This window comes from Streptomyces sp. AC1-42W (genome assembly GCF_003248355.1).
Lineage (GTDB): Bacteria > Actinomycetota > Actinomycetes > Streptomycetales > Streptomycetaceae > Streptomyces.
Genome location: NZ_QKWY01000002.1, coordinates 1,849,727 through 1,873,075, shown reverse-complemented (window position 1 = coordinate 1,873,075; position 23,349 = coordinate 1,849,727). Strand labels below are relative to the sequence as shown.

Here is a 23,349-nt window from a genome sequence, read left to right as displayed (position 1 = left end):
CGTTGTCTCTTCTGGAGGTTTCCCATGTTCCAGCCCACCACTCCGCTGCTCATCGTCGTCGGCGGTTCCGACCCGGTGTATCGCGGCTACTGCATCGAGCAGGCCGCCGCCGGGTACCCGATCGCCCTGATCGACGCCGAGCCCCCGTCCCTGCGGCCGGGCCTCGTGCTCGACCACGAGGTCGCCGACACCCACGACCCGCAGTCCGTGGTCACCGCCGGCCTCGCCCTGGCCGCGCGCCATCCCATCGCTGGAGTCGTCACCTGGGACGAGTACGCGCTCGTCCCCACCGCGGAACTCGCCGCTCGCCTCGGTGTTCCCGGCAACAGCGCGGCAGCCATGAACGCGTGCCGGGACAAGGCGACCAGCCGCCGGCTGCTCGCCGAGCATCAGGTTCCCTCGGCCGCCTCCACCACCGTCAGCACCCTGGCCGAGGCCACCGCCGCCGCACTGCGAACCGGATTCCCAGTCGTCCTGAAGCCCGCATCACACGCGGCCAGCATCGGCGTCGTGCGCGTCGACTCGCCCGAACAGCTGCCTGACGCATGGAACTTCGCCGCAGCCGGCGCGGGCGGGCAGGGACCGGAGGGCAGCGGCGTGCTGGTCGAGGAGTACCTGTCGGGACCTGAGATATCGGTGGAGTGCGTCACGCGGCACGGTGTCACCACCGCACTTGCCGTCACCCGCAAGGAGGTCGGCTTCGCGCCGTACTTCGAGGAGATCGGTCACACCGTCGACGCCGGAGACCCACTGCTGCCCGAGGTCGCGCCCGTCGCCGTGCGGGCGGTCCAGGCCCTGGGAGTCACAGAGGGCATCCAGCACGTCGAGATGCGCCTGACTGCGACCGGCCCACGGATCATCGAGGTCAATGCCCGCATCGGCGGCGACCTGATCGGGAAGCTGGTAGGTCTCGCCACCGGTCTCGACCTGCCTCGCATCGCCGCCGACGTCGCGGGCGGCAAAGAACCCGATCTCACCCGTACGAAGCACACGACCGCCGCGATCAAGATCGTCTACCCGCCCGCGAGCGGCTCCCTCACGGAACGGCACCTGCCGTTCGCGCCTGGTCCGGATCGCCCGTGGCTTCACCAGGTGACGTGGCTGCGCGAGCCGGGAGAGCGCGTCGTCCTGCCGCCAGCTGGTGACCTCGACACGAGCCGGATCGGATGGTTCGTTGTCACCGCCGACGCCCCCGGCGCGGCCCAGCAGCGGCTCACCACCCTCACCGATTCCCTGACCCTGTCGGTCAAGCTCTACGACGGGTCGCCCCGTGCCTGACCACTACTCCAGCATCGGCGCCGTCGCTGCCGCGATCCACCACAACATCTGCCTCACCGCATGCCGCTCCGGCGCCGCCTCGCATGTCCCGCAGCCGAAATTCCATGCCCCGACCAGACGAATTCCATGATGACCAGCAGAAAAGCGGCCCGCGCCTCCTGCCCCCTTCGCCCGCGCACCTCCTGGAACCTCCCCATGCCCATACCGCGTACCAGCGCGCCCTCGACCACCACCGGGTCCGACGCGCTCCTCTACCTCCTGTTCGCTGCCCTCGGCACCGCCATAGCCTTCGGCTCCCTGGCCTGGATATCCGGAAACCTGACCAACTCCATCGCAGCCGACGGACGGTGGGCGCCCTATGACGCCACCGAGGCCCTGTTGCACCCCGACGTGTTGTGGCCCGATCTGGACACCGCCGCCCTGCTGGTCGGCGTCCGCATCATTCCCGGCCTGCTGACCTTGGCCTTGATCACCGCTGCCACGGTGCTCTGGATACGCCAACGTGCCGGCTCGGCGACCGGGCTCGCTCGCAAGGCCGACCTCGCTCCGCTGCTCGGCAAGGAGATCACCGCGAAGGCCCGTGACCTGCGCCCGTCCCTGAACGAGCGGGAGAGTAAAAGAGGTCGCGGCTGCTGATCGCGGCATCCTGCTCGGCACCTTGGAGCCGGGCCGGGCCGAGGTCCGGGCGTCCTGGGAGGACGTGCTCGTCGCGATCATGGCGCCGCGCAGCGGGAAGACGTCCGGACTCGCCATCCCGGCGATCCTTTCGGCCCCCGGCCCGGTTCTGCTCACCAGCAACAAGGCCGCGAACGACGCCTTCACCGCGACCGTCGACGCCCGCGCCGAAGTCGGCACGGTTTGGACCCTCGACCCGCAGCAGATCGCCCACCACCCGCGTCGGATGTGGTGGGACATCCTCGCCGACGCCCGCGACCTGGCCGGGGCCAAGCGCCTGGCCGGGCACTTCGTGGCCGCGAGCGTGGACGAGTCCAACGGGTCCGACTTCTGGTCCACCGCCGCCGCCAACACGCTCGGCGCCCTCTTCCTCGCCGCCGCCAGCCACCGACGCCCGGTCACCGACGTGCTGGCCTGGCTCGCCTCACCCAACGACCGCACCCCGGTGGACCTGCTCACCGACGCCGGCCACGACGCCGTCGCCGCCCAGCTCCAGGGCACCGTCTCCGGCGCCACCGAAACCCGCGACGGCATCTACGAGACGGCGCGGCAGTACGCGAGCTGTCTCCTCGACCCGGACGTCGCCGCCTGGGTCACGCCCACCGCAGACCTTCCCCAGTTCAAGCCATACGCCTTCGCCACCTCCCGCGACACTCTGTACCTGCTGAGCAAGGACGGCGGGGGCAGCGCGTCCGCGATCATCGCTGCCGCCGCAGACGCGGTGATGCGCGCGGCCGTCGTCGTCGCCGAGCGCTCCGGTGGCCGGCTCGACCCGCCCGCGCTGTGCGTGCTCGACGAAGCCGCCAACGTGTGCAAGATCAGCGACCTGCCGGATCTGTACAGCCACTTGGGCAGCCGGGGCGTCATCCCGATTACGATCCTGCAGTCCTACCGGCAGGGTCAGCGGTGCTGGGGCGAGGCCGGGATGGACGCTCTCTGGTCCGCTGCCACCGTCAAGATCGTCGGGTCCGGTATCGATGACGCGGACTTCGCCGACCGGCTCAGCCGCCAGGTCGGTGACCACGACGTCCAGACCGTCTCGGTGTCCACGAGCGAGGGCGGCAAGTCCTCCTCGGTGAGCATGCGCACCGAGCGGATTCTGCCGCCGGACGCGATCCGTGCCCTGCCGAAGGGCAAGGTGCTGCTGCTGGCCACCGGCCTGCGCATCGCCATGCTCAGCATCCGGCCCTGGTACAAGGAGCCTTCCGCCAAGGTCATTGGCCCGGCCTCCGCGCGGGCGACGAAGGCCATCACCGAACGCGCCCTGGCCAAGGTCGAGGCTGCTGGCGACGACTTCGGGCTGACGGCATGAGCGCCCCGGCACTCAAGGTGCTTTCGCTCGGCGCCGGCGTGCAGTCGACATGTCTGCTGCTCCTGGCGGCCGAGGGCCACCTACCGAAGCTAGACGCGGCGATCTTCGCGGACACGGGCTGGGAGCCGCGCAGCGTCTACGACCACCTCGACCGGATCGAGTCAGAGGTCGCGAAGCCCGCCGGAATTCCGATCCTGCGGGTGTCGTCCGGAAACATCCGCTCGGACGCGCTAGACCCCACCAAGCATTTCGCTTCCATGCCCCTGCACATCCTCAATGCCGATGGCGGTGAAGGTATGTCGCGGCGCCAGTGCACGGGGCAGTACAAGGTCCGCCCGATCAAGGAGAAGGTCCGCGAGCTGCTCGGCTACCCGCACCCGCAGCGCATCCCCGCCGGAATGCACGTCGAGCAGTGGATCGGCATCTCTGTGGATGAGTTCCACCGGGCCAAGGACGCCGACGTCGCCTACATGAAGAACCGCCACCCGCTGATCGAGCTCGGCTTCTCGCGGTCGGACTGTCTACGGCTACTGCGCTCCAGGGGCTTCGGCCAGACCCCCAAATCCGCCTGCCTGGGGTGCCTTATGTGGAATCGACCGGGGCTAAGGGCTGTCCCGTAATCCCCGGCGGGCGCACGACGACAGCTACGGCACCTCGCTGCGTTGTCGGAACGTCCGAATACGTCCAGTATGCGAACGCCCCTCCGCCTTGCGATGCACCGCATCTGACGCCGCGCGCTGATCCACCGGGGATTACGGGACAGCCCTTAGCTTGGAGCCATGGTCGACGTCCCGTGGGACAAGTTCCCTACCCTGACAGCGGATCAAGAAGCCCGCAGGTGGTTGCAGTTCATGGCGAACATCGGGCGGGCGCCGAACACGATCGACGCGTACGGCCGCGCGGTGGAGGACCATCTGCGGTTCTGCGCTGCGGAAGGTACGGAACCGCTGTACGCGAAGGCGGACACGGTGGCGGCGTGGATCGGGGAGATGTTGGAGCGCCCGCCTGGTCGGCCGCGGGGGAAGGGCGCGAGCCGGGCGGGTCCGGGGCTGGCAAACGCAACGGTGCAGCAGCGGCTCGTGGCAGTCCGAACCTTCTACGAGTTTCTGGTGGAGGACGGGCTGCGGGAGCGGAACCCGGTGCGGCGCGGTCAGGCTGGCAGACGAGGGCGCCGGCCCAAGCGGGGTCTGGTTCGGCGTATCGAGCAAGCGCCGTGGATACCGACGGAGGCCGATTGGCAGCGGATCCTGGAGGTGGCTCGTGCCGAGCCGCTGCGGAACCGTCTGATGATCTCTCTCGCCTATGACGGCGCCCTACGCCGCGAGGAACTCGTCCAGCTCTCCGGCGATGACTTCGATCCCGCCTACAGCCTGATCCGGCTGAGGGCGGAGACGACGAAGTCCAAGCGGTCGCGGGAAGTCACCTACGGGGAGGCGACGGGGCAGCTGTTCATGGCCTACCTGGCCGAGCGACGCAGTTCGGTCGGCAGGGTCGGCGGACCGCTGTTGCGGTCGACGTCGAACCGGAACCCAGGTGGTCCGCTCGGAGCGTCGAGCTGGTCGAAGATCGTCGAACGTCTCAGCAGCACGTCCGGTGTCAGTCGCCTTTCCACGCACACGTTCCGGCACCTACGGCTGACGGACCTGGCCCGGGCCGACTGGACCATCGACCAGATCGCCCAGTACGCCGGCCATCGCGACCTGGCCACGACCATGCGCTACATCCACCTGTCCGGCCGTGAGCTCGCAGCACGTTTCCACCGGGCGAACACCACCCTCCACGCCGACCGCGAGCGGCTCCTCGCCCGTCTTCTGGAGACACCGTGACCCACAACCCCAGCCACCGGCTGACCATGCACCTGCTGCCCGACCTCATACCGAAGGAGGTGACAGCACTGGAGCACATCGCCCCGTTGAAAGCGATGCACGCCCGAGCAGCGGCGGATCTGGCGCGCTTGATCATCCCGATTGATGAGGTCACCTCCGCCTGGGATCCGGGCAAGGCCCGCTCGGCGCGGTTTCGCTTACTGAAGGAGGTCCACCGCCAGCAGAGGCCGTACTGGACCTGGGACGAGGAAGCCTGGGCAGAGGCCGCAGCGGAGGCCGGGGCATTTCGGTTTCATGTGGCGGCTCTGGGCCACCAGCTCGGTGGACACCACCGCCTGCACGGCACCGCCGGCATCACCAGTCTGGCCCGGCTCGCGGACCTGGTCTTCGGCCCGCAGGCCATCCAGCCCGCAGTCGATGCCGTCGCGGAGACCCTGACGGCCTGGCGCAACTCCACGCACCTGTTGCCCTGGCAGGTCCGCAACGCGACCATCGACGTCCTCCTGAGCAACAACAGCCCTCACCTGGAGGACCTGCGCGAACCCCTCTTGGAAGACCTGATGGAGCACTACCGCTCCACCGGCGCGACGAGCCGCCGCCGCGGCTTGTTCAAGATCTCCCGCGTCCTCGCCGACAAGGGCATCATCTCCTCGCCTCTACGCACCAACCAGGACAAGGCCGGGCCGGAAACCGCGGCCCTGGCCACGGTCCCGTCCCCGTGGCGGGATGCGGCCCTGCGGTGGATGCGGCTGGTCACCCATGAACCCGGGACGAAGCGGTCGATGCTCTCGGCCATCCTGGTCGCCGGCCGCTGGGCCGCCGAGAAGCACCCTGAGGCGGTCGCTCCCGAGCACTGGACGCGTGACATCGCGGCCGAGTACATCGCCGACACGATGACCGCCACCGTCGGGCAGTGGGCCGGGCACAGCCGCAACCGCTCCCGCTTCGGCCAACCGCTGAGCCCCGCTGGGAAGGCCAACCGGATCGACAGCATCCGAGGGTTCTTCAACGACCTCATCGAATGGGAGTGGATCAAGCCGCGGTTCGACCCGCGGCAGGTGTTGAGCATGCCGCTGTCGCTCCGTGCGCTCATGGGACCCAACCCGCGGATCATCGACGACGCGACCTGGGCCAAGCTCATGGCCGCCGGGCTGACGCTCAACAGCGAGGACCTCAAGCCCTACGGCACACCGCGGGCCCGCTCCGCGGGCTGGCAGGCCACCTACTACCCCATCGAGATGGTCCGGGCCATGGTCGGCGTCTGGCTGTTCGCCGGCTGCCGCATGGACGAGCTGCGCCGCCTCGACCTGGACTGCATTACCTGGGACGAAGGAACCGACGAACGAACCGGTGAGACCTACCCCATCTGCCTGCTGCACATCCCGCAGAACAAGACCAGCCGGCCCTTCGCCAAGCCCGTCGACCCGCTCGTCGGAGAACTGATCGATGCCTGGAAACTCGTCCGCTCGCCCCAGCCCGACCTCGCGGACCGCAAGACTGGCCTGCCCCGCCAGCACCTCTTCTGCCACCGCGGCCAACTGGTGGGCAACGCCTACCTCAACGACAACATCATTCCGGCCCTCTGCCAGAAGGCCGGCATCCCTGCCGAAGACTCCCGCGGTGCCCTCACCAGCCACCGGGCCCGCAGCACCATCGCCACTCAACTCCTCAACGCCCGCGACCCCCTCACCCTCGGCGACCTGCAGCAATGGCTCGGCCACAAGCACCCCGCCAGCACCCGCTACTACGCCAAGATCCTCCAACGAACCCTGACTGCCGCCTACCGGAAAGCCGACTACTTCGCCCGCAACATCCGCACCATCGAGGTCCTCATCGACCGCGACAGCATCCTCACCGGCGCCGCCGCCGGTGGCGAACAGCCCTGGAAGTACTACGACCTCGGGGACGGCTACTGCAGCTACGACTTCTTCGCCAAGTGCCCCCACCGCATGGCCTGCGCCCGCTGCCCCTTCTACGTCCCCAAGGAGTCGACCAAGGGCCAGCTCCTCGCGGTCAAGGACGGCATCAACAGGATGCTCGAACAGGTCGACCTCACCGACGACGAGCGCGAAGCACTCGAAGGTGACCGCGACGCCGTCACCGCGCTTGTCGAGCGACTGGCCGACATCCCCACACCTGCGGGGCCCACACCCAAAGAGCTGGGGACCGAGTCCGCCTTCATCCCCCTCACCCAGCTCACCGAGACCATCTCCCGCGAGAGAGACAGCTGAGCAAGACTGGCCGCCTCCACCAGGCCGCGATCGCCTGCGGACGGTTCCCACTCAGGATTGGGCATCCACGTCTGCGATGAGCTCCGCCGCGGTGACGCCCGGCTGGACTCGAACATCGAAGTTGTAACCCTGATCGCAGAACACCAGCTCGACGGAATCCGGCATCAGCTGGCGAAGCAAGCAAGCGACCTGCGCCGAGTCTGCCAGGGCCGCGTCCAAGTACAGGCCCGTCCCATCCTCCGGAAGGAGCGCCTCGCCCGGACCCTCATCCGTGCAGAAGCTCCAGCTGAAGGCACACACCTCACTTCGTGGCGTCGGATCGGCTTCGACCTCGGCCCAGAGTTCCGTGATCGCGGAAGTCACGGCGGCTGAGCTGACCCGCCAGGTGGTGGTCGAACCATCGAAGAACGCCATGAACGCAGCCATGCCGCGTGTCTACCACGCCCGTTCACGCACCCCGCAACCGCCCTGGGAGGGCGATCCCTCCCCCAGACGAAAGGTCACGAACCTGTCTCGATTCTCAATAACTTGCCCGTACCACGGCAACTCGCAGTGGCGGGCCCTGCGCGACGAGTCCCCCGAGGAATGGAAGGACGTCGTGGCCTTCGATGCGGCGATCCGCTCGGGCAACGCCCGCGCGACCGCCGAAGGCAAGCCCCTGCTCGGACAGGCGTACCTGCACCGAAGCCGACGCCCCCTTGACCAGGCGCCGATCGACCGGGTCACCGCCCACGAGTGGTCCGGGCGGCAGACCGATGTCTTCGACGCGGTCGCCGACGCCGAGCTGGAGAACGGTGAGCCGGACGGATGCTCCCCCTGGTCCTGCCGATCCGGCACCCCCACCCAGACCGATCACGACCTCGCTTCGTGACACCCCTTCACTGCACAGGAGTTGATCGTGTTCTCCCCTCTCCGCCTTGGTTTCCCTCGGACTCACGCCGGGGGACTCATGCGGTCACCAGCCGTTCGACGCAACGGCCAGTGGTGGCTGGTCAGCGAGGCTGGGGCCGTACGCACCGACGACCCCGTCTTCGCCAGCGCCCTGGATGCTCTCGCCACGGCCTCAGCCGCTGCCGACCGAGCCGTCGCCGGCCTCCGCGCCCGTACGGACGCACTCCCGCGCCCGGTTGACCGGCGATGACACCGCTGCAGAGGGCCGAGCAGGCGGTCCTCGGCGCGGTGCTCCTGGACCCGGGCCAACTCTCGCTCCTGGGCTGGCTCGTCCCGGAGCACTTCGACCGGCCGGTTCATCGTGCCCTGTTCACCGCGCTGCGCAAGCTCCAGTCCGGCGGGCACGGCGCGCTGGACGCCGAGGGGACTGTGCCGTTGTCGTGGGTGACCGATGCGGTCGACGAGGCCAGCCGCCACGTCCGGGGCCTGACCGCCGTCTACGCACACATGCTGATCTCGGCCTGTCCGCGCCCCGAACACGCCCCGGTGTACGCGAGGATGGTGTTGGAAGGCGCTATCCACCGCACCATCGCCCAGCATGCGGTCCGCCTGCGCCAGGCCGCCCGCGCCGATGCGCTCCAGGGCCAGGTCGACGGCGCCCTGCACCGGACGGATGTTCTGGCCGGGGTTCTTGACGACCTCGCCCAGCGGTGGGGCACCGAGCCTCGCCCGGTCCCGGCTACCGAACCACCGGCCACGGACCGCGGCGGCCCGGTCCCCAACTCGGTGATGGAGGACGAACAGTTCCTCCTCGCTGTCCTGGCGGACCGGCCGAAGGCTATGGATGCGGTGGTGGGGTGGCTGCGGCCGGGCGACTTCGCCGACCCGGGTCACGGGCAGCTCTACCGCTGCCTCGGCGCGCTGCACCACCGCGGTGAACCCGTCGACCGCCTCACCCTTCTATGGGAGGCTCAGCGGCGCGGGTTCCTGGCCGACGGCACGCTCACGACGGAGGATCTTGCCGCGATCTGCGACGACGTCGGTGCCGGCGATGCCGCCTGGCTCGGCGAGCAAGTCCTCCGATCCTCCGTCACCCGGACCGCCGCCGCCTCGGCCGACGAGGTACTGGCCCTGGCTGGGACTGAGGCGCTGTCGCCGGGCCGGCTGATCAATCACGCCTTGCACGCCCTGGGCCCGCTCGACGAGGTGAGGGCGCGCTGGCAGACCGCCACGGGCCGCTCACCCGCACCCCCGCCCCAGCCCACTCCCTCTTCGAGTGGTCCTCCTGCGGAGCGGATGCACGCTGCCCTCGCCCGCAGCACGCCGTCGCCAGTCCCACCGTCCGCCGGACGGACCGGCCCGGCCCCCGCACCGGCCAGCACACGACCACCTGCACGCGGCCACCACTGATCCCTCCGCTCCTCACGTCTGGATCGACTATGAACAACACCCCCAGCGCGGATATCCGCTCCCTGCGCTCCATTGCGGCAGCCCTCGACGCCCAGCGCGGCAAGCTCCCCGACCTCGCGGACCCGCTGCGCCCGCCGGTCCTCGGTGACATCGCTCGGCAGATAACCGCTCTCGGCCAACTGGCCAGCGGCATGGGCCACGAGGTCTTCTTCAGCGATGCCCAGGAACCCGAAGCACACACCCCGAAGGTGCTCGCCGCCTACACCGCCGCCGTACAACCCACCGCCGAGGCGCTATCTGCGCTCGGTCAAGTCGCCGAGCAGCTCGCCTTCCTCGACCGGACCGAGCACCTGCGTGTCCAGCCCGACGCCGACGACGCCCGGGAGGCCGCCGTACACGTGATCGACGAAGCGCTCTGCAAGGCGCACACCAGTCTGCGCGATACCGCCGATTGTCTGCGCACCGCGGCAACGACGATCTCGCCGCCGTCCGTGCAGCTTCGGGCCGCGCTCAGCCGGTCTCCGGTTATCCCCTCGGCCACCGCTGCGGCCCCGCCCTCACCACCTCTAGCACCTTCCACGGCCCCGGCGCGGCGGGGCCGGTGACATGCCGGCCGACGTCGTACGGGCTCCACTGATCGGCTCGCTCTGCTCGGGCTATGGCGGACTGGACCTCGGAGTGCTGTCCGCTCTGGGGGGCACTCTGGCCTGGCACGCGGAAGTTGATCCGGGCCCTTCGCGCATCCTGACCCGCCACTGGCCGGGGGTGCCCAACCTCGGCGACATCGCCCTCGTCGACTGGAGCACCGTCCCGCGGGTGTGCGTCCTGACGGCAGGCTTCCCCTGTCAAAGACGTCTCGGTCGCCGGCCGCCGTGCCGGACTCAACCCCAGTACCCGTTCCGGGCTGTGGCTGCACGTCGCCCGTGCCATCGCGGCCCTCCGACCCTGCCTCGTGGTGATCGAAAATGTCCGCGGACTCCTCACCTCGCCCGCCGGCTCCCCTGGCGACGTGGAACCCTGCCCGTGGTGTCTGGGAGACACCCCAGGCCAGCCTCCTTTGCGGGCACTCGGTGCCGTACTCGGATCCCTGGCCGACCTCGGGTACGACGCGAAGTGGCTCGTGCTTCGCGCCTCCGACGTCGGAGCCCCGCACCGGCGTGAGCGCACCTTCCTCACCGCCTGGCCCTCCGGCCACCCTGCTCAAGACCCCGACCAGCAACATCGCCAAAAACGGAGGCTCCCAGCACCCCGCGAAACGGAAGCTCGGGGGCCACGGCCCGAACCTGGCCGACGAGATCGAGTGGCTGCTGCCGACCCCGAAGGCTTCGGACGGAACCAAGGGCTCCCCCAACCAGCGACACGGCAACGGGGACATGACCCTGCCCAGCGCGGCAGCCTCCCTCTCGCCCTCCCACCGGACCGGGCCCTCCCTGCCCCGGCAGCTACACCGCAACCTGCCAACGGCGGCACTACCGCTGTGGCCGGATCCGCCTCCGAGGGCCGCGGACCCGAACGGCGATGGGGACCGTACGACGCCGCGATCACCCGGTGGGAGATGCTCACCCGTCCCGCCCCGGTACCCACCGATCCGGCAGGCCGGCTCCGGCCCGAGTTCGTGGAGTGGATGCAGGGTTTGCCGGCCGGCTGGGTCACCGCCACCCCTGGCCTCGGACGGCCCGCGCAGCTCACCGCGCTGGGCAACGGTGTCGTCCCCCAACAGGCCCGCGAGGCCCTGCGGCTGCTGGTTCCACCTTTCCCCCGGTGCCCGCGCTGCAGGGCGTCGGAGTAGGTGCCCTCTACCCCGCTGTTCCGGCCGGGCCAAATCGGCGTTCGTGCGAATCCTCTTCCTCATGTCGCCGACCCACAGATGGAGCACGACCTTATGTCCGACAGCACGACCGCCTCCGAGCACGATCCGTTCCGCATTGCGGACGAGGACCTCGACGACCTCGCTAGTACCCTGGCCAGGACCGTGTCCGAGGTCAGGCAGCACGGTGTCATCCTCGACCGCCTCGGCTCCGAACTCCCGTCCCCTGCCATCCCCGGACCGGCCGCTCCTGCCCAGGACGGGGAGGAGCCGACCTCTTTGTTCGTCGTCGCCCTAGCGGGCGAGGCGTACGAGGCCGAGCTGGCGGCCCTCAGTGACTGGGTGAACTACCTTCTCCTCCCGGTCTACGGACGGGAGATCAGCACGACCCGGCCCTGGTGCGCGCAGTGGCACGAGCACCCCGAAGCCGTCGCGCGGCTGCACGCGCTGTGGCTCGCATGGCAGCAGCTCACCGACGCCGAGGCCGGCCTGTCCGGGCCCTCGACCTGGCACCGCGACCACCTCGACCAGACCCTCCTCCACCTGCGTGCTCCCGACGGTCCGTTCGCCGCGTGTACGACGAGCCCGGCCCGGCCCGGCCACCGCGTGCTCGCCACCCCGGCGCCCGTACAGACGGAGTTGGCGGCATGAACACCGTCTCCTTCCGCCGCCCGGCTGTTGGATCGATGCCGTGAGCCGCGCGCGCTTCGCCTTCGCGGCCCATCCGGACGCGATCCGCGACCTCCGTGAACTGCCCGACGATATGCGCGATCTTGCCTTGCTGGAACTGCAGGGCCTGGTTCACGGCAACGGCGACTGCCTGCCGCTGCACGGCCTCCTCACCGGCTACCACAAGGTCTACGTTGACCCCGCCGTGCACTATCGGATGGTCATCCAGTTCCGCGACGCCCCGGCGACCTCCACCCATCAGCGGGAGATCTATCTCGTCGCCGCCGGCAGCCGCAAGGAATACGCCGTCTACCACACCGCGCAATTGCGCACCGGCGCCATTCAGAAGCGCCCGCCGGCCACCGCCGCCGAAACGCGCGTGCAGGCTGCCCTCGCCCGCTCTCCCCACGCCGCCACTCAGCAGATAGCCGCATCGGTCTCTCCCGCGACCGATGCCCGACCTGCTGCCGCACCCCTTCTAAAGGTTCCCCAGCGATGACCCCCGAACAGACCTCCCTGACCCGCATCGAGCTGGCCGAATGTCTCACCGACGCGGCACAGAGCGTCTCCAGCATCCTGACCACCGACTACCCGACCGCCGCGAGCCGGTCCTACCTGCATCCGGTACTCGGCCCGCTCGCGGCCGGGCCCCGCGTCATCGGCGACCTGAACGACCGGTTCGAACGGCTCGTGGCCGCCGAGGCCAGCCTGGTCACCCCGGCCGGCCTGTTCACCCTGGCCTCCTACGCCTCTGCCCTGGGGTGGCTCACCGAATCCGTCACCGAGCTGACCGCCTCCGTCGAACAGATCTGCACCCGCACAGGCATCCCCACCAAACCTGACACCACGGTCGCCGACAGGATCCTCTGCACGGAACCGGACGACGAGTTCGACTTCGCGTTCAGTGCGCTGGAGCTGGCGGCGATACGGACCGCGGCCGAGGCCGCCGCCCTCACCCCGGGCGACTACGTCGAAGTTCTCTGCCAAGCACTGCTCGCCGGCTCCCGCATCACCGACGACTGCATGGAGATCTCCAGCGGCCTGATCGACGACGCCGCATACGTCCTGGACGAAGCGAGCGACCACGTCCGGACCGACGACGGACCGGGCAGCCTGCCCACCCTGGTCCGCTCGCTCCTTACACGGATGGAGCCGGCGAAGTGAACCCGTACGACGCTGTCGATCGGCCCGGCGCACACCTGGTCGCCGAGGCGCTGTACGTCGACAATCCCTGGGACCTGACCGAGAACTTTGGCTCTGATGACCCACGCGACATCGTCGGCCGGTTGATCGCCGAGTCGGCTCGCAACGTCGACTCACTGCACACGGAACTGGAGCGGGCTGCCCAAACCGCCGCCGATCTCCTTGCACCGATCCTTCATGGCGAGATCGCCCACGAGCAGCAGTACGGCGTTCTGTCGAGCGTGGCCCCGCGAATCGATGTGCTCGCAGCCCGTCGGGCAGTTACCTACGACCAGCTCAAGAAGGCCATTGCCACCTTCCGCCGGCTCGACCCCGGCCGCGGGCCAAACAACTCTGCGAAGGCGGCAGCGCACGACCAAGAGCGGAGCCAACAGCCCTTGCACGAAAAGGATCCGGGGCCAGCCACGTCGCGTGTCTCTGCCGCCCTCTGCCGCAGCGCCTCTGTCCCGGAGCCACGCCCCGGCGCAGTGACTCCTGCGTCGGCCCCCCGTACGGCTCCCGCTTCCCTACGCCTTCGCCGGTCCCCCTCGGCCTAAAAGCGATCCCCTTCTCACCGGAGTGCACCATGCTCACCACCACCCCCCTCGCCCCGGCCCAAGCGCAGCGGATCGAGGACACGTTGTCGCTGCTCGCGCCGAAGTGGACCGTCTGGCTGGCCCAGACCCTGGCCCAGCACGAGCACCCACTCCGCGTGGGCGACATAGCCAACCAGTTGCCCTTCATCGACATGTCGACCGTCAGTAGGCGGCTGACCGACATGTATACCGCCGATCTGGTCACCCGTGCTGGCTCCCGCCACGGAGCCCCCTACAAGCTCAGCGCTCTGGGCGAGTCGCTGCCGCCGGTCTACCGTGTCCTCTCCGAGTGGTCCCGGGAACACCTTCCGCTCGACGAGATCGCCGGTGCCGAACGCATCGAGGACGCGGTCCGTCGTTTGCACCTGCGCCATACCACCACTGTGATCCAGACCCTCAGCACGCACGGGCCCATGCGGTTTCTCCACATCGCCGAAGCCACTGATCTGGGGAAGAACACCGCCCTGCAGCGGCTCAGGCGACTTCAGAATGACGGACTGGTGACCCGCACCGGCCCACGCTGGGGCGATCCGTACGTCCTCAGCGCCGCCGGGCAAGCGCTCAGCCCCGTCTACGCGGCCGTAACGCACTGGGCCGCTCCCTCCCCCGCACAGATGACGCCCGCTTCACCCGCGCCCTCAGCGCAGACCCGAGTCGGCCTTCCTCTGGAGGCGAGCAGCGTACGAACCGCTGCGGCACTGCGCCGAAGCCCCGCTGCTCCGACCTCCCTGTTCAGCCATCCGCCCCAGCCTCAGCCGCAGGTCCCCGCTGCCCCCACCGCCCAGCCCACCCCCGCCCGACGCCGGTGATCCCGCTGCCGAGAACCAAGCGCCCCTCGCCACCAGAACAGCGCCCCTGTACGACCAAGCGCTTCTCCGCGCCGCCCGCGCGGGCACCACCACCTCCTTCTACGCGCCCCGGAGTACCGGCTATGAGCACCTTGCAGGCTCACGAACCTGATCCCTACGAAGAGGTACTGGTCAGCCCCCGGTACCTGGCCGGCTTGGGGGTGTCGGGCGAGGCGAGTTTCGCGCCGGTTGCCCACTGGCCGCGCCACGACCTGGGCGACAGCCCCTGCCAGCTGCTCGTCACCAGTCCTGACCACCGGATTCGTATCGGCTGGTTTGGCGATGACTGGGACGTCTGGAAGATCACCGCTTCCCCCGAGAGCGTCGGCGCACCGCAGCGGGCGGCGTCCTTCAACCACCTCACCCTGGCCGAGATCGTGGCCGGCCTCACCGCTGCCCGGCCCGCGACTACGCCGAATCCAGCACTCACAAGGACGGTGCGTGCTTCCTGGAACGGCCGTCGGCGTCTTGGCGCGATGCGCTCCAGCCCTTGATCGACGCCGGCTGGCGCCGGGGGGGGTGGGGAACTGGGCTCATCGAGATCATCGCGCCCGACGGCCAGGCAGGTGCCATGCTTGACCGGCGGTACATCGGCAGGAAGGAAAAGGCTGTGACCTTGTGGTCCGGTCCGCCCAGGTGGGGCACACGCGCCGAGGCGGTCTTCACTGCCGGCACCCCGTCCCACCTGATCTCCGCAACGGCCGCCGCTATGACCATTACCGCGCCCGTCGTACGTGAACGGCACATGCTGAACGAGAGCTTGAAACATCTGGTCACCATCACGCCCGTCACCTCACGCATGCCCCGGCCACATGCCGCCCCGACTCCGCTCGACGTACGGCGTACTGCCGTCGCCGGGGCGGTCAACCGCGCCGCACGCGCCCCACGCTCCGCCGCTGGCCTACGGGTGATGGCAGCCCGCAGCCGCACAGCGGGTACATCGCAGCACCGTCCGCACACCCCCGTCCCAACCGCAGGACACACCCCCGTCCCAACCGCAGGGCAGACCGCCGCCCCACCGGGCCCGGTGCCCACGTCGCCAACTCCCCCTGCGGCAGCGAGCTCGCCGACGCCGTTGGCAGGCCCCCGCCATCACTGAACGGTCAGGCCCAGGCCCGTGTGGTGGACGTCCCCGATACGGGCGCACACCACACGGGCTCCCTCACCACGTGTTCAAGTGGGAGGCTCCGCCTGGTGGGCATCCGAGACGTGAGCACCCACGACGCGGGCCAGCAACTCCACCGTCAACTCGACTTCACCGCCATCCGCCATCCGCTGCTCCACCACGACCTCCTGCTCCGTCCGTCCGCTGGACTGCGCGCCAACTCCCCATTGCCCATCCGCGACCATCACGGTGTCGCCCACGGTCCAGGGCCGGCCTGCGGCAAGGATCTTGTGTTCCAACCCTGCACCGTCCCACCCTCTGCTCGACTGCGCCATTCCGGCCCGCCTCTCCCTCCCATACGGCCTGTCACCGCAACCCAGGTACGACACCGACCGCCGCCCATCCATTCCTTCGGCCGACGCACACTTGCGGGTCGTCGCAAGTTCGCCCACGGCAGACGCCACCGTGCGGGAAACGACTACGACCTCCGGGGCACCCCATGCCAACGTACGGGTGTCGGAAAAACCGCAGGTCATCGAAGGGATCGTCCAACCATGAACGCGTCTGCTGCCCTCCTTCCTGCCACCGTCGACCCCACCGTGCACGAACGCCGTTGGCTCTCTTCCGACCACTGCGCTGCCCCCGTGCTCGACCTTCTCCACGACCTCAACTGGTCCGTCGTCGACACCCCGGAGGCCAACGTCCACGCCACGAGCCCCGACGGCCACGTCTACGTCGGCTGGCTCCCCGAGGACCCGCCGCCTGGCAGCGCAACATCGTCTGGGAAATTCGCGTCCAGCCCGATGAGGGCGACCCCTGGGTCCAGGAGTTCGGCCTCCAGACCCCCTCCGAGGCCGTCGCGGGGTTCCTCGCGGCCCTCGTCACCCGTTCCGCCCACTGACGCAGCGCCACTGGGCGGATCGATCCCGAGCAGCCCCCCAGTGCGTCCGCAGTCACCCGCTTGACGAGCGCGACACGCCTCCCCCTTTACCGAAAGGCACAGCCATGCCCATGCTCCTGGCCACCCGCCCCGGATACCGGCGCAAGTGCGCCCACGCCCGCCGAGGCTGCACTTGCTACTACCTGCCCAGAAACTACGGCCGCCGCGCCAAGACCCTTCGGCGCCGGGCCGCCCGGCGCGCCGAAGAACGCCGATGGCTCGCCGACATCGCGGACGTCTTCAGCGAGTAGTGCACGCGAACCCGTCGAGCCCGGCCAACCCTCCGGACCCGACGCGCACCAACCATCGAATATCCGACGCGATGAAGGGACGACCACTGCGTGACGCGCGACAAAATGATGACGCGGCGTGGACTGCGGCGCTGCAACTGCTGCCCCGGCCACAACCCCAGCTCCTACCACCACGGGCGGGAACCCGCCCGTGATGCCCGTGAGTGGCGGCAGGACATCGCACCCGAACTTCCGACCGGCGTAGGCGTGACTTACCCGCCGCCCGGACGCTCTTCTGCTGCCCCGTACGTCCCTTGGAGGTCCTCTTCTTGCCCCGCCATCTGACCGTCGGTGATCTGCTGCGTCAGCTGCAGCAGCTTGATCCTCGTCTGCCGGTAAGAATTGCCGTCGGCCCCGACTTTCCGTTCACCCACTACGTGGGCGCCGAGGTCGTCGTCCACGACGGCCACGCCTTCATCAACGAGGACGGCCAGGAGGACTACCTCCCACCAGCCGTCGCCGACACGATCGGCTGGTCCTGACCAAATATCTGCACCACCCCGGAGGCCCGCATCCCCTCTTCACGCTCCCTCCCTTTGCACGGGCTCGCCGTTCGCCCCATGCCGATCGGTGTACGCGGCGCGGTGGTCCAGCGGGTGAGCGCACGGGCCGACGGCCCGCTCGACGTCGCCTGGCTCACCCCCGCTTCCGCACCTCTCCCGCTCGGCCGCATCCGGCTCCACTGGGAACCCGCCTCCCTCGCCGGCTGGGACGTCACCGCCCACCTCAGCCTTGCCACAACCGAGGTGCACCTGGCGTCCTGGCCCGCCGCTCCCGACGACTGGCCCAGACTGGTCCGCCCGACCCTCTACGAGGTGACCGGCCTCGCCACCGCCCTCGCTCTTGCGACCGCCGCCCTCGACCTCTCGAACAGCCTCGCCCCGACCTGAACCACCTACACCAACCGCAGCCGCTCGTACCGCGATCGTCGATCGTGGTACGAGCGGCTGTCATGTGTTCGACGCGGGTCAGGCCGCGTCCCAGACGTGGGCATGGCCCCCTCGCCACTCGACCCAGTCGGGATCGTCGATCAGTGCTTCCGCGTTTAGGCCGACTCGGCGAAGGAACTCGATCAGATCGCGATCGTCGTGCGCGAGTCCGAGGATCTGCCCGTTTGCGGTCACCCTTCGGCCGCCGGTGGGCGACGGGCGGTGGACGATTATCGGCGCGGGCTTCATGCCTCTATCGTCCGGCAGCATGGACGTCACAGCATGCCCAGTTCGGTGTCCGGACGGCAGAGCTGGCAAGCGAGCTGTTCTCGCCGATAAGGCGCCGTACCTCCTCTGCCAGCACCGGTTCGACCCTGGAGCCGGTCATCCGACGATACGTGCGAGATCTCGGACTTGCACCCGCTCCAGGGAGCGGAGCAGTTCGATCCTCGACACCTCAGTTTCGCTCACGCGTTCGATTACATGCGGATGGCTATTCTTCGGCTGATCCAGCAGCGCCTCAGTCCAGGTAGGCGCCAGCGAAGGTCCCGTCGAATCCGAGTGCGGCAAGGGCCTGGTCGATGCTGGGGTAGACGGTGCCGTCGGGGAAGAAGATGCGGGCGTCGAAGTCGACGCGGGTGATCTCGGGCTCCAGCCACTGGTTGCCGCAACGGCAGATGACCCAGACGTTGCGGCCGTGGCTGATGAGCAGCCAGTCGCGTCGGGCTCGGCAGACCGAGCACATCACCGGAATCCCGCGAAGGGTGAGTTCCTGGGGATGGGCGAGGTGGCGCGTCACGCCGGGGCCGGTGGGCAAGATCGGTGCGTCCACGAGTTGGCGGAGCGGGTCGGTGCCGGCAGCGGGGTTGGTTCTTCTGTCCACGGTGTCGTCTCCCGGTCGAGGTCTCGGTTCCCATCCGTAACAGCAGGTGAGCGGGCTGTCCAGGGGATATGCAGACCCTGGTGCGCCCAGGTGGCGCGGGGCCGTTTCCGGCTGTCCTCAGCGGCGTGGTCGTCGGTGGCGTGGCTCGACGGTGGTGTGGGTGGTCGCGGTGGGTGTGGCGGGGCGGGTCGTGGTGCCGGCAGGCCGGGCGCGGGACGGTTCGGCGGGCTGGGCGGGGAGGTGCGCGAGGTGGCGCAGGCGCCAGACCAGGACGTCGTTGACGTTCTCTGCGGTATCGAGTTCGCGCATGTCGATGGCCCGCTGGAGCAGCGCCTTCGGGTCGTGGCCTGCCTTCTCGGCCTGGGCGAGCGTGGCGGCCAGAGCATCGGCGTGCGCCGCTGAGCGCTCTGTCTCCAGTCCTGACCCGCTCAGCGCCGTACGGATGGTGGCCTGGTGGGTGCGGCGCTCTGCATCCGGGAGGGCGCGGCCCTGTGCGTTGAGTGCGCGCAGCGGGGTGGTGGCGGCGTGGTGGTAGGCGGTGCGTAGGTGGTGTGCGGCTTGGCGTGCGGCGTGGGCTTGCTGGGCGTGGTTGCGGGCGGAGTGCCAGTGGGCGGCGGCGAGGGCGAGGAGGACGAGGGTGGACAGGAGCATGGCGGTGGTGCCGCCGTCTTCGCCCCTGCCGAGTGCGCCGCCGGCCTGGACGATGCCGCGGGCGGCCGAGCGGAGCGCTCGGTGGTCGGCGTGTTCTGCTCGGATGTGGCTGCGGGTGGCTCGTTCGAACGCACGGGCTGCGGCGGCGAGTTCAGCGCGGGTGGTGGCCGGGGAGGTTTGGGCGAGCGCGTCCAGGAGTTCTCCGGTACCGACGAGCTGCGCGGCGGCCTTTTGATCGTTCTCGCTGTCGAGAAGGGCAGCGGCGTGCTCGGCGGTGCCGGTGGCGCCGCGTCGTGCTCGGGCCGGCGCGGACCAGTCCGGTCGGCCGCTGTCCGGCGCAGGTGTTGTCCGCTCGCCGGCGCCGTCGGCGAGGCGGAGGTGGATCTTGGGGAGGGAGAGGTCGGGGGCCAGCTTGGAGCCGGGGTACCAGATCGGTTCGCCGTACCGGTTGCGGTCGCCGGGGAGGGAGACGTTGTAGCCGAGGAGGTCGCCGGACGGTGCGGTGCGCACCTTCACCCGCAGGCCCGCGTCGCGGAGGCGGGTGAAGAACTCCTTCTCGTCGTTCACTCCGGCGAGGGCTTGGCGGACTGTGTCGCGGAGCGTCTCGCGGGCGGTATCGGTACGGCCGGTGCGTTCGGCCTTGAAGCGTTCGGCGCTGGTGGGGGTCTTGGCTCCGGTTCCGTCGCCGGGCTTCAGCCGGCGCAGGCCCATCTCCTTCTCAATGCGCCGGCACTCGCCTTGGGCCTTCTTGAAGTCGTAGTTCATCCGGGGGCGGCGCAAGTCGCCTCGGACCATGGTGGCCAGGATGTGGATGTGGTCGTCGGCATGCCGTACGGCGACCCAGCGGCAGCCGTCCGGGTCGCCTTCCGGGGCGAGGTTGACGGCGCGGACCAAGCGGCTGGCGATCGTGTTCCATTCCGCGTCAGTCAGGGTCCGATCGCCGGGGTCGGTGCGCACCGAGCAATGCCAGACGTGCTCACGCGGGGCCTCGGTGCCTGCCTGCTTGACGCGTAGATCCAGCGCCGCGGCGAGCCGGGCGAGGGTGGCCTTCGGGTCGGGGTCCGGGCTGGTGTCGCGGCCGGGGTCGGGGGCGAAGCCGTCCCAGCTACCGACAAGGTGAGGGTCGACGTGCTCGTCGCGTTTGCCAGGGCCGTACAGGTAGACGAGCAGACCGTGGGTGCGTGAGCCGCGCCGGATCTTGGGGACCATCAGCTTCGCTTCCTCACCAGGTCGTTCGCAGCGTTGTCGACATGGACGAGCAGCCGGGCCAGGGCGCGCAGGGCGTATTCGAGTTCTCCTGCGCGCGGGTGGCCGCCGCTGTTGAGGACGTGGGCAATCTGGTTGATGTTGTTACCGATTCGGGCGAGGGCCGTACGCAGTGCGGCCAGCTCGTCAATCGCGGCGTCGAGCCGTTCGTTGGTGTGCAGGGCGGTCGAACCGCGGGCGGCGGCCAGGCCGGCCGCGGCGATGAAGCGGGCGACGGTGACGTTGCGCTGCTTGGCGGCGGTCGCGATCTCGGCGTGCTCGGTATCGGAGAGGCGCGTGGTCGTCTTGCGGGTGCGCCGGCTCGGGTTGCGGCTGCGGCGGCGCGGTAGGCGGTCGGGGAAGGCGGGCGTGCTCGGTATCGGCTGCTCGCAGCGGGTTTCGCTGTTGGCTTCTCCCCCGGTGTCCGGCGCCCCCTGGTGCCAGTTGTCCTGCTGGTTCCCGTGCGTCCTCGCTCGGGAACCAGCAGGGCTTCCCCCGCCCTCTGGGGCGGGGGCAAGTGCGTACGACGGGCCGTAGGACCGTCGTACGCGACAACTTGCTCCGCCAGGAGCCGTGCTGGGGTCACGCTGCTGTCCCGAGGCGGTGGCCGCCGGTTCGTCGGTGGTCACCGGCGCTTCTCCGGGCGCGTCTGCCGGATTTGGCGGACAGTGTTCTCGATCCAGTCCATGGCCAGGACCGGGTGGTGCAGGGTCCACGGCCGGCTGGACGGGGTACGGCGGACGATCCAGGTGGCGTCGCGTCCACGGCTGACGTCGTGAACGTGACCGTGCTGGTGCAGGACTGTCAGCCAGGACTCGACCTCGGCGGGTGTGGCCGGTGTGGTGCGCATCTGGTGCTCTCCGACTCGTTCGGAACGGGTGGGGTGCGGTCTCGGTGGGGCGGGCGACCGGCCGGAGTGTCCGGCGCGGTCACCCGCCAAGGTGCGGGCCGGTCAGTTCCGGGTGCGGGTGACCTGCTGTCCGTGCTGGGCTCGGAGCTGGGCCATCAGGCCGGTCAGGGTGTCGCTGGACAGCGGTATCCGCTGACCCCGGATGGCCTGGGCGACCACCTTCCGGGTCAGCTTGTCCTCCGCCCTGACCGCCGACCGGGCGATCCGGAGCAGCTCCTCGGTGTCGGGGTCACTGCGCCGGTCACCGCCTGCCCGAGGCTCGCGGTCACTGGCCTGGGCCGCAGTGACCGACTGGCCGGTGACCGGCCCGGTTGCGGCCGTGCGGTCACTGACCGGCTGCGAGGTGTCCGGCTGACCGCGCAGGTCATGGGCGCTTCTCTGCTCTTCGCGGTCACCGGTGACCGGGAGGCCGCTGTCCGCCGGGGCGCTCTCTTCGGTCGCTGACCGCAGGTTCGGTGTCTGCCTCTCCAGGGAGACTGCCGGCCGGTCGGTCAGGGCAGCGAACGGCTGACCAGCACTGACCCGGCCGTCCTCCGGACGCTGCTGACCGAGCCGGTCATCTCGGGTGGCCATGCCCCGGTCACCACCGTTGGACTGACCGAGGTAGCCGGGGTGACCGGCGCCCGTGCGGTCACCGGCTTTGACCGGCACCCGGGCAATGAGGATGTAGAGGTGGACAGCTCCGGCCAGCGCGAGCGGGGCCAGGGTCGAGAGCACCGCGACCACCGTGTCGCCGAGCCACAGATCCGTGCCGACCGCGGCTTGTCCGTTGAGGCGGACGGCGTGTAGGGCGTTTGCCCAGATGCTGGCGGCGGTGGCCGTGCCGAAGAGCATCCAGACGTAGAGCCGGGCGCGGAGCGGGGCGTTGCGCAGGACCAGGAGGGCGCGGACGCCGTAGGCGATGAAACCGTCGATCACCAGCGGGAAAAGGTAGGTCAGTACGCCCCGGACGTGGATGGCGACGGCCATCTGCTGGAGTGCGTCGTACGACAGGGCGCATCCGGCGCCGCCCAGGGCGATGATGGCTGTGCGGTCCCAGCCGGTGAGGCGGGCGGTGGTCGGTGTGTTCGTGGTCGTCATGCCGCCGTCCCGAAGTCGTCGCGGCCCAGCGGCTCGGCCTGGTGGTCGGGCGGTGGGGTGCTGGTCGGCTGGTTCAGGGCACGGTTGCGCAGGGCCCGGCGGGTCTCGCGGTAGAGCTTCTGCGCGTGTTCCTCGGTGATCTTCAGGAGCCAGGCGAGGCGTTGTTCGCTCAGGCCGTGTCGGTAGGCGGCGTGGACGACGGCGCGGCGTTCGGCCTTGGTGAGGTGGATGTCGCGTCCGGCGATGGTGTCGTTGACGCGGCTGTAGTCGAGGCGGTCGGCGATCCTGGAGTGCAGCCTCGCGCGTTCCTCCTCGGTGAGTCCGCCCCGGATGCCGTCGCTGTCGCCGCCTTCGAGGGCGGCGTCCAGGCAGGTGCGGCGGACCGGGCACTGGCCGCACAGCGCCTTCGCGGCGGCGATCTTGTGGGTCTCGTCGGGGTCCGGGAAGAAGAGGTCGGGGTCGACGGGGTTGTACGTGGTGCTCTGGCAGACGGCATCGTCCTGCCAGAGGTGGTCGCCGAGCGACCGGTGTCGGGCAGGGCGGTTCGTCGTGCGGGTCACGGTGATGGCTCCGATCGCTCTCCGCGCGCAG

26 protein-coding genes and 4 pseudogenes are annotated in these 23,349 nt (G+C 69.7%); 21 read left to right on the top strand and 9 right to left on the bottom strand.

Annotated features, from left to right (window positions below; genetic code table 11):
• Positions 1-24: 24 nt before the first annotated feature.
• From DNK56_RS26535 to DNK56_RS26510, 5 genes and pseudogenes are all read left to right on the top strand, one after another.
• The gene (locus DNK56_RS26535; protein WP_111338330.1) at positions 25-1,278 is read left to right on the top strand and encodes an ATP-grasp domain-containing protein; all 1,254 of its coding nucleotides are present in this window, start codon (positions 25-27) and stop codon (positions 1,276-1,278) included.
• A 195-nt stretch (positions 1,279-1,473) separates the two neighbouring features.
• A pseudogene (locus tag DNK56_RS26525) lies at positions 1,474-3,265 on the top strand (type IV secretory system conjugative DNA transfer family protein).
• Between the two features lie 53 nt (positions 3,266-3,318).
• Positions 3,319-3,846: pseudogene (locus tag DNK56_RS26520) on the top strand (hypothetical protein); the annotation flags it as partial.
• Between the two features lie 198 nt (positions 3,847-4,044).
• On the top strand, positions 4,045-5,091 hold the full coding sequence (locus DNK56_RS26515; RefSeq protein ID WP_111338328.1) for a tyrosine-type recombinase/integrase: 1,047 nt from the start codon (positions 4,045-4,047) through the stop codon (positions 5,089-5,091).
• On the top strand, positions 5,088-7,322 hold the full coding sequence (locus DNK56_RS26510) for a tyrosine-type recombinase/integrase (protein WP_241990090.1): 2,235 nt from the start codon (positions 5,088-5,090) through the stop codon (positions 7,320-7,322). The genes DNK56_RS26515 and DNK56_RS26510 overlap by 4 nt, the downstream gene beginning before the upstream one ends.
• 51 nt (positions 7,323-7,373) lie before the next feature.
• Here the strand turns inward: DNK56_RS26510 and DNK56_RS26505 are convergent, their stop codons facing one another.
• A complete protein-coding gene (locus tag DNK56_RS26505) occupies positions 7,374-7,748 on the bottom strand; it encodes a hypothetical protein (protein ID WP_111338327.1) in 375 nt (124 codons plus the stop codon).
• Here DNK56_RS26505 and DNK56_RS26500 point away from each other — a divergent pair.
• The 12 genes and pseudogenes from DNK56_RS26500 to DNK56_RS35560 all read left to right on the top strand — a co-directional run bounded on the left by DNK56_RS26500 (position 7,747) and on the right by DNK56_RS35560 (position 15,219).
• Positions 7,747-8,193, top strand: coding sequence for a hypothetical protein (locus tag DNK56_RS26500; protein WP_199563615.1), 447 nt, complete (start codon positions 7,747-7,749; stop codon positions 8,191-8,193). The two genes, DNK56_RS26505 and DNK56_RS26500, sit on opposite strands and share 2 nt — an antisense overlap.
• Before the next feature lie 266 nt (positions 8,194-8,459).
• Positions 8,460-9,623: a DnaB-like helicase N-terminal domain-containing protein gene (locus tag DNK56_RS26490; RefSeq protein ID WP_111338326.1), complete on the top strand. Its 1,164-nt coding sequence runs from the start codon at positions 8,460-8,462 to the stop codon at positions 9,621-9,623.
• Between the two features lie 29 nt (positions 9,624-9,652).
• The gene (locus DNK56_RS26485) at positions 9,653-10,228 is read left to right on the top strand and encodes a hypothetical protein (RefSeq protein WP_111338325.1); all 576 of its coding nucleotides are present in this window, start codon (positions 9,653-9,655) and stop codon (positions 10,226-10,228) included.
• A 1-nt stretch (position 10,229) separates the two neighbouring features.
• Positions 10,230-10,412: pseudogene (locus tag DNK56_RS36845) on the top strand (DNA cytosine methyltransferase); the annotation flags it as partial.
• A 115-nt stretch (positions 10,413-10,527) separates the two neighbouring features.
• Positions 10,528-10,809, top strand: a pseudogene (locus tag DNK56_RS36840) (DNA cytosine methyltransferase); the annotation flags it as partial.
• 291 nt (positions 10,810-11,100) lie between these two features.
• Entirely contained in the window at positions 11,101-11,412 is a 312-nt protein-coding gene (locus DNK56_RS35565; protein ID WP_199563617.1) for a hypothetical protein, read from the top strand.
• Between the two features lie 93 nt (positions 11,413-11,505).
• The gene (locus DNK56_RS26475; RefSeq protein WP_111339616.1) at positions 11,506-12,081 is read left to right on the top strand and encodes a DUF4913 domain-containing protein; all 576 of its coding nucleotides are present in this window, start codon (positions 11,506-11,508) and stop codon (positions 12,079-12,081) included.
• Between the two features lie 40 nt (positions 12,082-12,121).
• Complete coding sequence (locus DNK56_RS26470; protein WP_111338324.1) at positions 12,122-12,598, top strand: hypothetical protein; 477 nt, start codon at positions 12,122-12,124, stop codon at positions 12,596-12,598.
• Positions 12,595-13,263, top strand: coding sequence for a hypothetical protein (locus DNK56_RS26465; RefSeq protein ID WP_111338323.1), 669 nt, complete (start codon positions 12,595-12,597; stop codon positions 13,261-13,263). Before DNK56_RS26470 ends, DNK56_RS26465 begins: the two co-directional genes overlap by 4 nt.
• Complete coding sequence (locus tag DNK56_RS26460) at positions 13,260-13,838, top strand: hypothetical protein (RefSeq protein WP_111338322.1); 579 nt, start codon at positions 13,260-13,262, stop codon at positions 13,836-13,838. The genes DNK56_RS26465 and DNK56_RS26460 overlap by 4 nt, the downstream gene beginning before the upstream one ends.
• A gap of 29 nt (positions 13,839-13,867) precedes the next feature.
• The gene (locus DNK56_RS26455; protein ID WP_111338321.1) at positions 13,868-14,686 is read left to right on the top strand and encodes a winged helix-turn-helix transcriptional regulator; all 819 of its coding nucleotides are present in this window, start codon (positions 13,868-13,870) and stop codon (positions 14,684-14,686) included.
• A 122-nt stretch (positions 14,687-14,808) separates the two neighbouring features.
• Positions 14,809-15,219, top strand: coding sequence for a DUF317 domain-containing protein (locus DNK56_RS35560; RefSeq protein WP_199563618.1), 411 nt, complete (start codon positions 14,809-14,811; stop codon positions 15,217-15,219).
• 679 nt (positions 15,220-15,898) lie between these two features.
• On the opposite strand, the gene DNK56_RS26445 is transcribed toward DNK56_RS35560, so the two are convergent.
• Positions 15,899-16,129 (bottom strand): hypothetical protein, encoded by a 231-nt coding sequence (locus DNK56_RS26445; protein ID WP_342211043.1) that lies wholly within the window; start codon positions 16,127-16,129, stop codon positions 15,899-15,901.
• A gap of 200 nt (positions 16,130-16,329) precedes the next feature.
• Here DNK56_RS26445 and DNK56_RS26440 point away from each other — a divergent pair, with 200 nt between their 5' ends.
• From DNK56_RS26440 to DNK56_RS26425, 4 genes are all read left to right on the top strand, one after another.
• Positions 16,330-16,731: a DUF317 domain-containing protein gene (locus DNK56_RS26440; protein WP_241990089.1), complete on the top strand. Its 402-nt coding sequence runs from the start codon at positions 16,330-16,332 to the stop codon at positions 16,729-16,731.
• Positions 16,732-16,835: 104 nt separating this feature from the next.
• Positions 16,836-17,021, top strand: coding sequence for a hypothetical protein (locus DNK56_RS26435; protein WP_111338319.1), 186 nt, complete (start codon positions 16,836-16,838; stop codon positions 17,019-17,021).
• 308 nt (positions 17,022-17,329) lie between these two features.
• Positions 17,330-17,542 carry a hypothetical protein gene (locus tag DNK56_RS26430; RefSeq protein ID WP_111339615.1) on the top strand — a complete coding sequence of 71 codons (213 nt, stop codon included), beginning with the start codon at positions 17,330-17,332 and terminating at the stop codon, positions 17,540-17,542.
• Between the two features lie 78 nt (positions 17,543-17,620).
• A complete protein-coding gene (locus DNK56_RS26425) occupies positions 17,621-17,950 on the top strand; it encodes an esterase (protein ID WP_111338318.1) in 330 nt (109 codons plus the stop codon).
• A 78-nt stretch (positions 17,951-18,028) separates the two neighbouring features.
• Here the strand turns inward: DNK56_RS26425 and DNK56_RS26420 are convergent, their stop codons facing one another.
• The 7 genes from DNK56_RS26420 to DNK56_RS26390 form a co-directional block, all read right to left on the bottom strand.
• Positions 18,029-18,238, bottom strand: a complete 210-nt coding sequence (locus DNK56_RS26420) for a hypothetical protein (protein ID WP_111339614.1) — start codon at positions 18,236-18,238, stop codon at positions 18,029-18,031.
• 271 nt (positions 18,239-18,509) lie between these two features.
• A complete protein-coding gene (locus DNK56_RS26415; protein ID WP_342211044.1) occupies positions 18,510-18,872 on the bottom strand; it encodes a hypothetical protein in 363 nt (120 codons plus the stop codon).
• Positions 18,873-18,989: 117 nt separating this feature from the next.
• Entirely contained in the window at positions 18,990-20,732 is a 1,743-nt protein-coding gene (locus DNK56_RS26410) for a relaxase/mobilization nuclease domain-containing protein (protein WP_111338317.1), read from the bottom strand.
• A complete protein-coding gene (locus DNK56_RS26405) occupies positions 20,732-21,397 on the bottom strand; it encodes a MobC family plasmid mobilization relaxosome protein (protein WP_111338316.1) in 666 nt (221 codons plus the stop codon). The genes DNK56_RS26410 and DNK56_RS26405 overlap by 1 nt, the downstream gene beginning before the upstream one ends.
• Positions 21,394-21,618, bottom strand: coding sequence for a hypothetical protein (locus tag DNK56_RS26400; RefSeq protein WP_111338315.1), 225 nt, complete (start codon positions 21,616-21,618; stop codon positions 21,394-21,396). Before DNK56_RS26400 ends, DNK56_RS26405 begins: the two co-directional genes overlap by 4 nt.
• Positions 21,619-21,720: 102 nt before the next feature.
• The gene (locus DNK56_RS26395; protein WP_111338314.1) at positions 21,721-22,758 is read right to left on the bottom strand and encodes a DUF2637 domain-containing protein; all 1,038 of its coding nucleotides are present in this window, start codon (positions 22,756-22,758) and stop codon (positions 21,721-21,723) included.
• Positions 22,755-23,318 carry a WhiB family transcriptional regulator gene (locus DNK56_RS26390; RefSeq protein WP_111338313.1) on the bottom strand — a complete coding sequence of 188 codons (564 nt, stop codon included), beginning with the start codon at positions 23,316-23,318 and terminating at the stop codon, positions 22,755-22,757. The genes DNK56_RS26395 and DNK56_RS26390 overlap by 4 nt, the downstream gene beginning before the upstream one ends.
• Positions 23,319-23,349 lie beyond the last annotated feature (31 nt).